Genomic DNA, 12,517 nt, shown 5'->3' with positions numbered 1-12,517 from the left:
ATGAATTTTATTTATGGGGTTATTTGTCATCAACTTACCCATTCATTGGTTTTTCTGGTGAATGAGCTGCTGAAAAGTCCTCATAGTATTATTCTTATTCATGTCGATCAAAAAGCCGACCTTGCCCCATTTCATACTCAATTCGGACAGCTTGATCAGGTATATTTTTTAGCAGACCGGACAGATGTACGATGGGGCAGCTATAGCCAAATTGAAGTCATGTTAAAACTCCTGCAGGAAGCACAAAAATATGATTACGGCTATTTTTTCTTCCTGTCCGGAGATGACATTCCTTTATGTTCCAATACCGCAAGAGAATTATTTCTAGAAAAAGAATATCAAAAACAGACCGAGTTTGTGGGTCATGATGATTTAGCAGATGATGTGGAACAACGGGTGAATGTCCTGTATTTACCGATTATGTATCAGAAAGCTAAATCACCATTATTTCAGTTCCTGAACAGATGGGCATTATGGTATTGCCGGCACTTCCGTAAACAGGATATTTCTCATTTACCTAAACTATATAAAGGTTCAAACTGGATTACTCTCACCGATCAGGCGGTGACATTTATTCTGGATTATCTGGAAGCGAATCCGGATTATGCAAAAACCTTTAAATCTTCACTCTGTGCAGATGAAATCTTTTTCCATACCATTATTTATAATTCCCATTTTCAGCAAAGCATCTATCATGTCCAGCATAGGATAGAGGATTGTGAAACAGGGCTAAGATATATTGACTGGGATTCCGGGCCGGATTATCCAAGAACTTTAGATGTGTCTGATTTTGATAAAATGAAGAAGTCAGGCATGCTGTTTGCGCGAAAAATGAATACAAATATCACAGTGGATATACTCGAAAAACATTTTTCATAAAAGCTTCAGGCCGGAAAAGTACCCTAAAAACTGGAGTCTTTTCTCTGGTTTAAGGGCATTGTTTTCAGGCTTTTTGAGGACTTAAGCTTCGCCCTGGATCAGCTGGGTCAGCTCAGCAACATAGTCCTGCATCGGCCGTGGATGATGATCACGGCGGCTTTCAATATTCAAACGCAATAACGGTTCAGTATTGGATGCACGCACATTAAAACGCCATGTGCCAAAATTCAGGCTGACGCCATCGGTCTGATCAATTTCCGGTTTTTGATCGGCATAATGATCGAAAAGTTTTTGGATGGTCGCTTGGGTATCGGCAACTTTAAAGTTGATTTCACCACTGCAAGGGAACTTGGCGATCATTTCTTCCACAAGAGAAGATAAGGATTTTCCTGTTTCAGACAGTACCGCCATAGCCAGTAACCATGGAATCATACCGCTGTCACAGTAAGCAAAATCACGGAAATAGTGATGGGCACTCATTTCCCCACCATAAGCCGCATTATGTTCACGCATGACATCTTTAATAAAGGCATGACCTGATTTTGATTGGACGGTAATCCCTTGATACTGCTCCACGACATCGAGCGTATTCCAGACCAGACGCGGGTCATGCACAATTTTTTCGCCAGATTGCTTTAGCAAGAATGCCTGCGCCAGAAGGCCGACAATATAATAGCCTTCAATGAACTGACCTTTTTCATCGAACAGGAAGCAGCGGTCAAAGTCGCCATCCCAGGCAATGCCCATATCCGCACCATGCTGAATCACCGCATCACGGGTGCTATCACGGTTTTCAACCAAAATTGGATTCGGGATGCCATTCGGGAAGTTGCCATTGGCCTCATTATGAATTTTGACAAATTCAACCGGAATCTGTAGCTGTTGAAACTTCTGTTCAAGCGCATCCACTACATGACCTGCGGCGCCATTACCGGCATTCATCACCAGTTTCATCGGGCGGATTTTTGCCGGATCGATATAGGTCATCAGGTGATCGATAAACTCTGGCAGGATATTATATTTTTCAGTATGACCTTTTTGGCTAACTTCAATGAATTGTCCCGATTCTGCCAAGGCCTGAATTTCTTTTAAGCCTGTATCTGCACTAATCGGACGGGCATTTTCACGCACCAGTTTCATGCCGTTATAGTCCATCGGATTATGGCTGGCAGTGACTTCAATTCCACCTTGTACATCGAGGTGGAAGGCCGCGAAATAAACTTCTTCAGTCCCGGTCATGCCGAGATCCAGCACATTAACCCCGGCATCATTTAAACCGCGAATGGTCGCCTGTTTTAAACCTTCACTGCTGAGTCGAATATCACAGCCAATGACAACTGTTTTAAGCTGATAGATCTGTCCATAAGCACGGCCAATTTTATAGGCAATCTCTTCATTGAGTTCGCTACCCAGTTTGCCGCGAATATCATAGGCTTTGAAGCAAGTCAGTTTTGTCATTTAGAGGCTCTCCATTTAGAAGAAAAAAGGCCGGTTTCCCAGCCTCGATTCAATTTTAATTATTCTACAGTAACCGATTTTGCCAGGTTGCGTGGCTGATCCACATCCGTACCACGTAGCACTGCCACATGATAAGAGAGTAACTGCACCGGGATGCTATACACAATCGGTGCCAGTACTGCATTTACTGATGGAATATGTACCACGTGCTTGCGCTCTTTGGCTTTAATGCCACTGTGTTCATCAGCAAAAACAAACAGTTCACCACCACGTGCCTGAACTTCTTCCATATTGGATTTCAGTTTGTCCAGCATGTCATCTTGTGGCGCCAGAATCACCACCGGCATGTCATTGTCGACCAGTGCCAATGGCCCATGTTTCAGCTCACCTGCAGCATAACCTTCAGCGTGAATATAGGAAATTTCTTTCAGCTTGAGTGCACCTTCCAGAGCGATCGGGAAATGCGTACCACGGCCCAAAAACAGACAATGCTGCTTCTCAACAAACAATTCAGAGAGACGTAAAATTTCATCGTCATGACGCAAGGTATCCAGAATCACTTTAGGCATATGCCAAAGTCCTGTGGTAATTTCCGTCATTTTTTCTGTAGAAATAGTATTTTTTACAGAACCGATTTTCAGTACCAACAGCATCAAGGCTGCAAGCTGGGTGGTAAAGGCTTTGGTGGAAGCCACGCCAATTTCAGGACCAGCTAAAGTCAGCAGGCTGTAATCTGTTTCACGTACCATCGAAGAGGTTGCCACGTTACAGATCGTCATCGTGCTAATGTCGAGGCCTTTGGCAGTTGCACGTTTCTGTGTATCACGTAAGGCAGCCAAGGTATCGGCAGTTTCACCGGACTGGGAAATACATACATATAGCGTGTTGTTCACAATCACCGGAGTGCGATAACGGAACTCGCTGGCAATCTCGACCTGGCAAGGCAGATCAATCAGCTGTTCAAACCAGTATTTGGCGATCATGCCGGCATGATAGCTGGTGCCACAGGCAATAATCTGAATTTGCTGGATTGTGGAGAAGTCTTGTTCTGCACTGGCAAGGAAGTCTTCGCGCAGCTCATTGCCATTTAAGGCTTGGGAAATGGTCTGTTTGATCGCTTCAGGCTGCTCATAAATTTCTTTGAGCATGTAGTGCTTGTATTCACCTTTAGAGGCATTGCTGACCGCAGCATCCAGTTCTTTGACCGGACGATCGATCAGTTGACCATCGACAAAGACTTCAATGGTGGTGCGGGTCAAACGGGCAATATCACCTTCTTCCAGGTAGATAAAACGGTTGGTAATCGGGAGCAGCGCTAGCTGGTCAGAACTGATAAAGTTCTCGCCAATGCCCACGCCAATCACCAGTGGCGAACCTTCACGCACGGTAATCAGCTCATCCGGGTGGTCAGTATGTACGATGCCCAGTGCATAGGCACCTTTCAGTTGCGGAACCACTTGGCGTACGGCTTCTAACAAACTTGGTGTAGATTTCAGCGCATCATTGATCAGATGGGCAACCACTTCAGTATCAGTCTGTGAGGTAAACACATAGCCCAAAGCTTCAAGATCATCTTTGAGTTCCTGATAGTTTTCGATAATTCCGTTATGAACCACTGCCACATTTTCAGAAATATGCGGATGGGCATTTTCTTCAGTCGGTTTGCCATGGGTCGCCCAGCGTGTATGCGCAATGCCAAGTGAACCGCTAATCTGGGACTCATTCACAGCCTGTTCAAGGTTCGCAACCTTACCGACACGGCGTTCACGTAGGACTTGGCTATTATTAATCAGTGCCAAACCTGCTGAATCATAACCACGGTATTCCAGGCGTTTTAAGCCTTCGATCAAAATATTGGTAATGCTACGTTCTGCAATGCCACCAACGATACCACACATATTTGTTCCCCTTATTTCTTGATTTTTTGCGGACGTGGATAGTTTTCTTTGGCAAATTGCTTAGAGCGCTCTACTGCCAAACTGTTGTCTTCCACATCACGGGTAATCGTTGAGCCTGCACCCACTGTGGCACCTTTGCCAATTCTCACAGGTGCAACCAATGAACTGTTCGAGCCAATGAAGGCCTGATCACCAATAATCGTTTTAAATTTGTTCGCACCATCATAGTTACAGGTAATGGTTCCTGCACCGATATTAGAACCGGCACCGATTTCAGCATCACCCAGATAGGTAAAATGGTTGGCTTTAGAGCCTAGACCAATCGAGGTATTTTTGACTTCAACGAAGTTACCGATATGTACCTCAGCTGCGAGTTTTGCACCCGGACGGAGTCGTGCAAAAGGTCCAATCTGGGTATCTTCACCAACGATAGCATTGTCAAAAATGCTATATGGTTGAACCTTGGTGCCAGCTGCAATCTTGCTATTCTTAATGATACAGCCGGCGCCAATTTCAACGTTGTCGCCCAGCTCGCAATCACCTTCGATAATCACATTGATATCAATACGGACATCCTGACCGACAGTTAAATTGCCACGCAAGTCAAAGCGGCTTGGATCAATCAGATGTACGCCTTGCTGCATCAGCTGTTTTGCTTGATAAGCCTGGAACTGACGCTCTAAAGCAGCCAACTGCACCCGGTCATTTACCCCTTCAACTTCAAAAGCCTGCTCAGGTTCTACAGATGCAACTTGCATACCATCTGCCAAAGCCATCGCCACAATATCGGTCAGGTAATATTCACCTTGGGCATTGTCATTGCTTAAATTTGGCAGCCATTGATGTAGTTTGGCATTGCTGACCGCATAAATACCGGTATTGATTTCCTTGATCTGACGTTGGGCATCGTTGGCATCTTTATGTTCAATAATGGCCTGGATCTGACCCTGTTCACGCACAATACGGCCATAACCATTGGCATCCAGCAGGGTAAGCGTCACCAGACCAATACCGGTTTCTGCAGTGGCATCGAGTAATTTTTGCAAGGTCACAGGATTAATGCAGGGTACATCGCCGGAAAGAATCAGCGATACGCCGTCGTGAGGCAGGACAGGCAAGGTCATCTGCACCGCATGGCCGGTACCCAGCTGTTCAGCCTGTTCGACCCATTTAATATCCTGTTGTGCAAATGCTGTTTGAACCCGGTCACCACCATGACCATAAATGGTAATAATATTATCTGCGTTTAATTTTTTTGCCGTTTCAATGACATGACCCAGTAAAGGACGTCCTGCAAGGGGTTGTAATACTTTCGGTAAGCTTGAACGCATACGCGTGCCTTTACCTGCAGCAAGAATAATAACAGTCGTTGACATGTTCTAATCCTAAATATGGCTTATGCCACGATGAAGTAAAAATAAAGCAAAATACAAAGAGCCGCCCAAAGGCCGGCAATAATGTCATCCAGCATGATGCCGAAGCCACCAGCCACTTGACGATCAATCACCCTGATCGGCCAAGGTTTCCAGATATCAAATAACCTGAACAGGGCAAAACCGACGAGCAACCATAACCAGTTCATCTGGCCTAAGTAGATCAGGGGCAAAAATGTGATGGATTGTCCGGCAAATTCATCCCAGACAATGCGTCCATCATCATGAACCCCCATGACTCTAGCAGTATGCCCGCAGATATATATGCCAACCAGGGACATGATGGCAATGGCAAAAACACTGTTTAGAAAACCAAGATGCAGCCAAATGGGAATAAATAAAAGTGCAAAGGCCGACCCAAAGGTACCGGGTGCTTTAGGTGCCAGACCCGAACCAAAACCAACCCCACTAAAGACAATCAGTCGGTCGATCCATGACATGGCTTTAAAATTAATCGCAGGTTTATGCAAAATGTTGATACCCATTAAATTGAAGTAAATGATCTACGCCATTTTTTTCAAAAGTTAAGCCGTGCTGCGGCTGAATTTTTCCGATTATACTAATCGGAACATCAAGTTGTTTTTGCAATAATTTTTGGTAATTTTGCGGGCTTATTGTAAAGCATAACTCGTAATCATCGCCACCAGCGAGGGCATATTGCCATTTTTGCGCATCGTTTAAGGCATGCAGGGCAGGACTGATCGGTAAGTTTTCGAGTTGCAGCTTTGCACCTACTTGAGAGGCTTTGAGAATATGTCCAAGATCTTGTGCCAAGCCATCCGAGACGTCAATCATGCTATGTACCAAACCTTTTAAGGCAGCACCGAGCTGACAGCGTGGCGTTGGATAGTCCAGACGTTTTTGCAGTGGATGACCAAGATGCTGTAGTGCAAAAGCTGCATCACCGACAGTTCCACTGACACAGATCAGATCACCCGGTTTTGCACCTGAGCGTGGAATGGCTTGACCAATATCCACCCAGCCCAATGCTGTGACAGACAGGGTTAAATGAGGACTTTGAGTGGTATCACCACCGATTAAGCTCACACCAAATTGATCGCAACAATCATATAAACCCTGACTAAAAGCTTTTAGCCAGTCATGATCAATTTGGGGTAGGCTCAATGCGAGTAAAATACTGTACGGGGTTGCGCCCATCGCGGCAATATCAGATAAATTGACAGCCACAGCTTTCCAGCCAATCGCATGCGGATCGGTGTCTATTGGAAAATGGCGTCCAGCAACTAGAGTGTCGGCACAGATGACCAGTTGTTGCTGAGGAGGGGGGGTGAGCAAGGCTGAATCGTCACCGACGCCCAGATCGACAGAATGGGCATTCTTGCGATTGAAATAGGTGTCGATAATCGAAAATTCAGCCATACAACGAATCTACGCTATTAGTTAGACTGCTGTTTTTCTGCTGCACGCAAAGTTGTCGCTAAACGATCCAATACACCATTGATGTATTTATGGCTATCGGCACCGCCAAAATGTTTAGCCAGTTCGATTGCTTCATCTAGAACGACGCGATATGGAATCTCAAAATGTTCTTTGAGTTCATATGCACCAAGACGAAGGGTCGCAAGCTCAACACCGTCAAGTGCTGAAAGTTCGCGATCGAGTACCGGGATTAAGAGCGCATCCAATGCTTCATGATTGGCAACCACTTGAGTCAACAATTCATGATAATAGCTCAGATCCACTTTGTGCATGGCATTTTCCACACGCGTACGTGCTTCAATCTCATGCACCGGATTGTGGCTCATTTGCCATTCATAAATTCCTTGTACAGCAAAGCGACGTGCTTTACGTTTTGCTGCATAAGTTGCTTGAAGTGTTTGCGACATAGCGTTAAATAGCCTTTAACAAGTTAACCATTTCAATCGCAGTCAGGGCAGCTTCGCTACCTTTATTGCCTGCTTTTGTTCCAGAGCGTTCAATCGCTTGTTCAATACTGTCCGTAGTGAGTACACCGTTAATTACAGGTAAGCCAGTGTCCAGGCCAACCACGCCTAAACCTTTGGCACATTCGCCTGCAACGAAATCGAAGTGAGGCGTGCTACCACGAATCACGGCGCCAAGCGCGATGATGGCATCGAAACGATCTGAAGCTGCCAGTTTTTTCGCAACTACAGGAAGTTCCCAGGCACCAGGTGCATGAACAACAGTAATATTATCCTCTGATACACCATGACGTTTCAATGTATCAATGGCACCTTCTAACAGATGTTCAACCACAAAGCTGTTAAAACGACCAACTAAAATCGCATAACGGTCTTCGTTCGCGAGATGTAACATACCTTCAATACGGCGAACTGCCATAACAACCTCGATGATTTCTTAAGATGTTTGTTGTGCGGTGATGTATTCTACCACTTCTAAGTTAAAGCCTGACAGGGCATTGAAACGCAATGGAGAGCTCAGCAGCTTCATTTTTTCAACGCCTAAATCACGCAAAATTTGTGCACCCACACCAATGGTCTGATACTGCTGAGACAGTGCAGAATTTGATTTTACATTTTTTGGTGCTTTAAGGGTATCTAATGCTGGACCCAGGTCCTGTAAATGGCGCTGGCCAATCCAGACCAAGACACCACGATCACTATTGGAAATTTCTTTCAGGGCACGATCCAGGTTCCAGGCCGGCTCGCCATCCTGTTTCTTCAGTTTGAGCAAGTCGCGGGTCGGGTTAAAACCATGTACACGTACTGTGGTCACACCCTCTTTAGGCTCACCTTTGACCAAAGCCAAATGAATATCCGGATTGCCCAGTTCACGATAGCGATACAGGTTAAAGCTGCCGTATTCAGTATCAATACTTTGCTGATCGATACGCTCTACCGTTTGTTCATTGGTCATGCGGTAATGAATCAGATCGGCAATCGTGCCGATTTTCAGGCCATGCTTTTCAGCAAAGACTTCCAGATCCGGACGGCGCGCCATCGTGCCATCTTCATTGATGATTTCACAAATCACAGAAGCTGGTTCCAGTCCTGCTAAACGGGAAAGATCACAACCTGCCTCAGTATGTCCGGCACGGTGCAAGACACCGCCTGGTTGCGCCATCAGCGGGAAGATATGTCCTGGCTGTACAATATCTGCCGGTTTGGCATGAGCAGCCACAGCAGTTTGAATCGTGTGCGCACGTTCAGCCGGAGAAATACCGGTAGAAATACCTTCAGCCGCTTCAATCGACAGGGTGAAATTGGTCCCATGCTGGGCACCATTGGCATCCACCATTAACGGCAGATTCAACTGCTGGCAACGCTCTTTACTTAAAGTCAGGCAGACCAGACCACGTGCATGGGTGATCATGAAGTTGATGTCTTCAGGACGTACGTGTGTGGCAGCAATCACCAAATCGCCTTCATTTTCACGGTCTTCATCATCCATCAGGATGACCATTTTTCCTGCACGGATATCTGCTACAAGCTCTTCAACAGTATTGAGCGGCATCAACCTTCACCTTCTTTTTTGATCTTGATCAGACCGAATCATGACATTATTGGGTACATAGTCTAACGCTTTTTGCGCAATTTTGCCTATGCTTATTGCTTTCCCTCTAGTGGTTCATTGTTATACACAGTCTTGATAAACATGAAAAGCCGACTTTAAATGAAAGCCTGAGCTTTATGCAGGTTTTTTGAGCAATTAAAAAGCATAAAAAATGAGAAACTTAGGTGAAATCAACATAAGCTCAGACATTAAGGTGTTTTCAGAAAGTATTTTTATTTATTGTCAGTCATTCAATGGAATTTTGGACTCAAAATGCTGGAAAATTTTACCCAGTATTAAAAATTTTAAAAAATATCAGGTTAAAAGCGGACCGAAGCCCGCTTTTAATCATCAGATTGATTAGAAAAAACCTGCCGGTTTGGTTGAATAGCTCACTAACAGGTTTTTGGTTTGCTGATAATGATCCAGCATCATTCTGTGATTCTCACGTCCAATGCCTGATTTTTTATAACCGCCGAAAGCCGCATGCGCCGGGTAGATATGATAACAGTTGGTCCAGACCCGACCAGCCTGGATGGCACGACCGGCACGATACGAGGTATGTGCCGAGCGCGACCAGACCCCGGCACCGAGTCCGTAAATGGTATCGTTGGCGATCTTGATTGCATCATCGAAGTCTTTAAAGGTAGTCACGGCCAGCACGGGACCAAAAATTTCTTCTTGGAAGGTTTTCATATTGTTGGTGCCCTTAAAGATGGTCGGCTCAATATAGAAACCTTGACCGACTTCCTGACGTGCTTCACCGCCGGTCAGGATCTGTGCACCTTCTTCACGGCCAGTGGCAATACAACCCAGAATCTTGTCCTGCTGTTCCTGAGAAGCTTGCGCGCCAATCATAGTATCAGTATCCAGTGGATGACCGGTTTTAATGCGTTGTACCCGTTCTACTGCACGCGCTAAAAACTCATCGGCAATACTTTCCTGTACCAAGGCCCGGGAAGGGCAGGTACAGATTTCACCCTGGTTCAGGGCAAACATGGCAAAGCCTTCCAGAGCTTTATCCAGATAATCGTCTTCCTGATCCATGATGTCGGCAAAGAAAAGATTTGGTGATTTACCGCCGAGTTCCAGAGTCACCGGAATAATATTTTCAGTCGCATATTGCATGATCAGCTGACCCACTGCGGTTGAGCCGGTAAAGGCAATCTTGGCAATACGGGGATTGGTCGCCAGTGGACGGCCGACTTCGACCCCGTAGCCATTGACGATGTTCAACACGCCCGGTGGCAAAATGTCCTGAATCAGTTCAGCGAGCACCAGAATACTGACCGGAGTCTGTTCTGCAGGTTTCAGCACAATACAGTTGCCTGCAGCCAAGGCTGGCGCGAGTTTCCAGGCGGCCATCAGAATCGGGAAGTTCCAGGGAATGATTTGTCCGACTACACCAAGCGGTTCATGAAAATGGTAGGCGATAGTATCTTCATCAATTTCGGAAATGCCACCTTCCTGAGCCCGGATACAGCCGGCAAAATAACGGAAATGGTCAATGGCCAGTGGAATATCGGCAGCCAGCGTTTCACGGATCGGTTTTCCATTGTCCCAGGTTTCTGCTACAGCCAACATTTCCAGATTTTGTTCCAGACGGTCGGCAATTTTCAACAGAATATTGGAGCGGGTGGTCGGCGATGCTCTGTTCCATTGTTCTTTGGCTTTGTGCGCTGCATCCAGGGCCAACTCAATGTCTTCTACAGAGGAACGCGGCACTTTGGTAAATACTTTGCCATCTACCGGAGAAATGTTGTCAAAGTATTCACCTTTGACTGGAGCGACCCATTCGCCGCCAATGAAATTATCGTATTGTGCTTTAAATTGAATTTTTGAACCGTCAGTATTGGGGTCTGCATAACGCATAATCTATTCCTTTATATGATTGTTAGTGGTGCAGGCTGCGCGCATGTTGCCGATCAAAAAATATAGGCGCAGCTCTACTATAAAGAGGGAACAAGACGGACGGTTGTTTGTTTACAGGCTTGCTACAAAAGACAATATTTGGAGACAAGCGGTAGAATAATAAAAATTATAAATTCTCAAGCCTTAAATTTAAAAACAATGAGTTATAGTGGTTATAAAACATCGAAAGATTGGCATATTTTCAATGCACTTGATTACATTTCGACCTAGTCATGATTCAAAAGAAGCCAGGCAAGAGAAATGAGGGTAAGTTTCATTTCTTCTTCCGCGTTTATCTAAAGTCCTTTGTCATGCAGCCATTGAAACAGTTGCTGATAAACCTGCTCACGAACAGATTGCTCTGAAAGTACCAGATCATGTAAACCGTTCTGAATACTTTGAACCGTGACATCGCCTTTAATTTTTTTGGCATATTTCTGAATGTCTTTAATGCCTAGAATTACATCGCTGCTCTGTGCGGCTTTGCCCCATTTTTTAGGATATAAGGTCTGATGCGAATGCATGATCAATACCGGAATATCGAGCTGAACACCGCGATGAATTTCTTTCTGTGCCTCATGAATGGCACGAATAAAACTGATCCGAACCATCGGGTAGCGGGTCTTTTTCCAGTCCAGACTGAAGTCCCATTCGCCTTTTAAATCCTTATGCAGGCTGGTGGCATACCACTTGTTCAGCTCGCTTGGAAATTTAAGATTGGGAAAAATTTTAGCCAGTCTGCTCAGTTGCGGAATGCCAAGCGCACGTTTGATTGGATTCATATTGAAGTCATAAAATGGACTATTGACCCAAAGCGCTTTGATTAAAGGGTGCTGCGGATGATGTGCCGCATATAAGGTCGTGGTCAGGCCGCCGGTAGAATGACCACAGAGCAGGGCAGCATCGTGGCCCTCAGCTGCTATAATGTCGAGGGCTTGGGTAATTTCTGCATCATATTCAGCTAGGTCATAGACGTTATAATATTTTTGATGCGGCAGAATCGACCGTCCGTACTTTCTTAAATCCAGCGCATAAAAATCAAAACCATGCTGATTAAAGCGCTCTGCCATTTCGGTCTGAAAAAAATAATCGATAAAGCCGTGAATATATAAAACTGCTTTTTTTGTGGGTTGGGCTGCTTTTTTACGGATCAGGGTTGCTACGACTTTGCCCTCATAATCATCGGGAAAGTTTAAGGTCGCTTGTTCATAGCCTGTCCCCAGAATATCGAGCTGATAAAGCGGTTGCAGTTCACTCATTTTTATACTCGTTGGTCTTATTAAATTTATGCTTTATCCTTGATGAGCTGAGGTTTTTTGTCAAACAGATCTTGCTGCCGATTTAAATTAAAAATACGAATAGGGATTAATTTTAGAAACCGTCCAAAACCTAGGCTGAAAATGAGTGTTATCAGATTATAAAATCCTGCTACAAGTATTATAA

The 12,517-nt window shown here is 45.1% G+C and carries 11 protein-coding genes; 1 reads left to right on the top strand and 10 read right to left on the bottom strand.

Translation table 11 applies throughout. The features are described 5' to 3' along the window. Complete coding sequence (locus ACTL4S_RS11030) at window positions 1–879, top strand: beta-1,6-N-acetylglucosaminyltransferase (RefSeq protein WP_441299356.1); 879 nt, start codon at window positions 1–3, stop codon at window positions 877–879. A gap of 81 nt (window positions 880–960) precedes the next feature. Here ACTL4S_RS11030 and ACTL4S_RS11025 read toward each other — a convergent pair whose 3' ends face one another. The 10 genes from ACTL4S_RS11025 to ACTL4S_RS10980 all read right to left on the bottom strand — a co-directional run bounded on the left by ACTL4S_RS11025 (window position 961) and on the right by ACTL4S_RS10980 (window position 12,333). After that, window positions 961–2,337, bottom strand: a complete 1,377-nt coding sequence (locus ACTL4S_RS11025; RefSeq protein ID WP_441299355.1) for a phosphohexomutase domain-containing protein — start codon at window positions 2,335–2,337, stop codon at window positions 961–963. A gap of 59 nt (window positions 2,338–2,396) precedes the next feature. After that, window positions 2,397–4,235 carry a glutamine--fructose-6-phosphate transaminase (isomerizing) gene (gene glmS, locus ACTL4S_RS11020; RefSeq protein ID WP_441299354.1) on the bottom strand — a complete coding sequence of 613 codons (1,839 nt, stop codon included), beginning with the start codon at window positions 4,233–4,235 and terminating at the stop codon, window positions 2,397–2,399. An 11-nt stretch (window positions 4,236–4,246) separates the two neighbouring features. Beyond that, window positions 4,247–5,611: a bifunctional UDP-N-acetylglucosamine diphosphorylase/glucosamine-1-phosphate N-acetyltransferase GlmU gene (gene glmU / locus ACTL4S_RS11015; protein ID WP_441299353.1), complete on the bottom strand. Its 1,365-nt coding sequence runs from the start codon at window positions 5,609–5,611 to the stop codon at window positions 4,247–4,249. 20 nt (window positions 5,612–5,631) lie between these two features. Next, complete coding sequence (locus tag ACTL4S_RS11010; RefSeq protein WP_005105065.1) at window positions 5,632–6,153, bottom strand: phosphatidylglycerophosphatase A family protein; 522 nt, start codon at window positions 6,151–6,153, stop codon at window positions 5,632–5,634. Further along, window positions 6,131–7,048: a thiamine-phosphate kinase gene (gene thiL, locus ACTL4S_RS11005; protein WP_441299352.1), complete on the bottom strand. Its 918-nt coding sequence runs from the start codon at window positions 7,046–7,048 to the stop codon at window positions 6,131–6,133. Before thiL ends, ACTL4S_RS11010 begins: the two co-directional genes overlap by 23 nt. A gap of 17 nt (window positions 7,049–7,065) precedes the next feature. After that, on the bottom strand, window positions 7,066–7,515 hold the full coding sequence (nusB, locus tag ACTL4S_RS11000; protein ID WP_005249568.1) for a transcription antitermination factor NusB: 450 nt from the start codon (window positions 7,513–7,515) through the stop codon (window positions 7,066–7,068). A gap of 4 nt (window positions 7,516–7,519) precedes the next feature. After that, window positions 7,520–7,990 carry a 6,7-dimethyl-8-ribityllumazine synthase gene (gene ribH / locus ACTL4S_RS10995; protein WP_004280926.1) on the bottom strand — a complete coding sequence of 157 codons (471 nt, stop codon included), beginning with the start codon at window positions 7,988–7,990 and terminating at the stop codon, window positions 7,520–7,522. Between the two features lie 18 nt (window positions 7,991–8,008). Next, window positions 8,009–9,124 (bottom strand): bifunctional 3,4-dihydroxy-2-butanone-4-phosphate synthase/GTP cyclohydrolase II, encoded by a 1,116-nt coding sequence (gene ribBA, locus ACTL4S_RS10990; protein ID WP_441299351.1) that lies wholly within the window; start codon window positions 9,122–9,124, stop codon window positions 8,009–8,011. A gap of 399 nt (window positions 9,125–9,523) precedes the next feature. Then, window positions 9,524–11,035 carry an acetaldehyde dehydrogenase ExaC gene (gene exaC, locus ACTL4S_RS10985; protein ID WP_441299350.1) on the bottom strand — a complete coding sequence of 504 codons (1,512 nt, stop codon included), beginning with the start codon at window positions 11,033–11,035 and terminating at the stop codon, window positions 9,524–9,526. 335 nt (window positions 11,036–11,370) lie between these two features. Continuing rightward, window positions 11,371–12,333 carry an alpha/beta hydrolase gene (locus ACTL4S_RS10980; protein WP_155861592.1) on the bottom strand — a complete coding sequence of 321 codons (963 nt, stop codon included), beginning with the start codon at window positions 12,331–12,333 and terminating at the stop codon, window positions 11,371–11,373. Window positions 12,334–12,517: the final 184 nt, after the last annotated feature.

This window comes from Acinetobacter lwoffii (genome assembly GCF_052078135.1).
GTDB lineage: Bacteria > Pseudomonadota > Gammaproteobacteria > Pseudomonadales > Moraxellaceae > Acinetobacter > Acinetobacter lwoffii_Z.
This window is presented reverse-complemented; position numbering and strand designations above follow the sequence as displayed.

Coding starts and splice junctions, on each gene's coding strand:
- ACTL4S_RS11030 (WP_441299356.1), top strand. CDS start 1: ATGAATTTTATTTATGGGGTTATTTGTCATCAACTTACCCATTCATTG.
- ACTL4S_RS11025 (WP_441299355.1), bottom strand. CDS start 2,337: ATGACAAAACTGACTTGCTTCAAAGCCTATGATATTCGCGGCAAACTG.
- glmS (WP_441299354.1), bottom strand. CDS start 4,235: ATGTGTGGTATCGTTGGTGGCATTGCAGAACGTAGCATTACCAATATT.
- glmU (WP_441299353.1), bottom strand. CDS start 5,611: ATGTCAACGACTGTTATTATTCTTGCTGCAGGTAAAGGCACGCGTATG.
- ACTL4S_RS11010 (WP_005105065.1), bottom strand. CDS start 6,153: ATGGGTATCAACATTTTGCATAAACCTGCGATTAATTTTAAAGCCATG.
- thiL (WP_441299352.1), bottom strand. CDS start 7,048: ATGGCTGAATTTTCGATTATCGACACCTATTTCAATCGCAAGAATGCC.
- nusB (WP_005249568.1), bottom strand. CDS start 7,515: ATGTCGCAAACACTTCAAGCAACTTATGCAGCAAAACGTAAAGCACGT.
- ribH (WP_004280926.1), bottom strand. CDS start 7,990: ATGGCAGTTCGCCGTATTGAAGGTATGTTACATCTCGCGAACGAAGAC.
- ribBA (WP_441299351.1), bottom strand. CDS start 9,124: ATGCCGCTCAATACTGTTGAAGAGCTTGTAGCAGATATCCGTGCAGGA.
- exaC (WP_441299350.1), bottom strand. CDS start 11,035: ATGCGTTATGCAGACCCCAATACTGACGGTTCAAAAATTCAATTTAAA.
- ACTL4S_RS10980 (WP_155861592.1), bottom strand. CDS start 12,333: ATGAGTGAACTGCAACCGCTTTATCAGCTCGATATTCTGGGGACAGGC.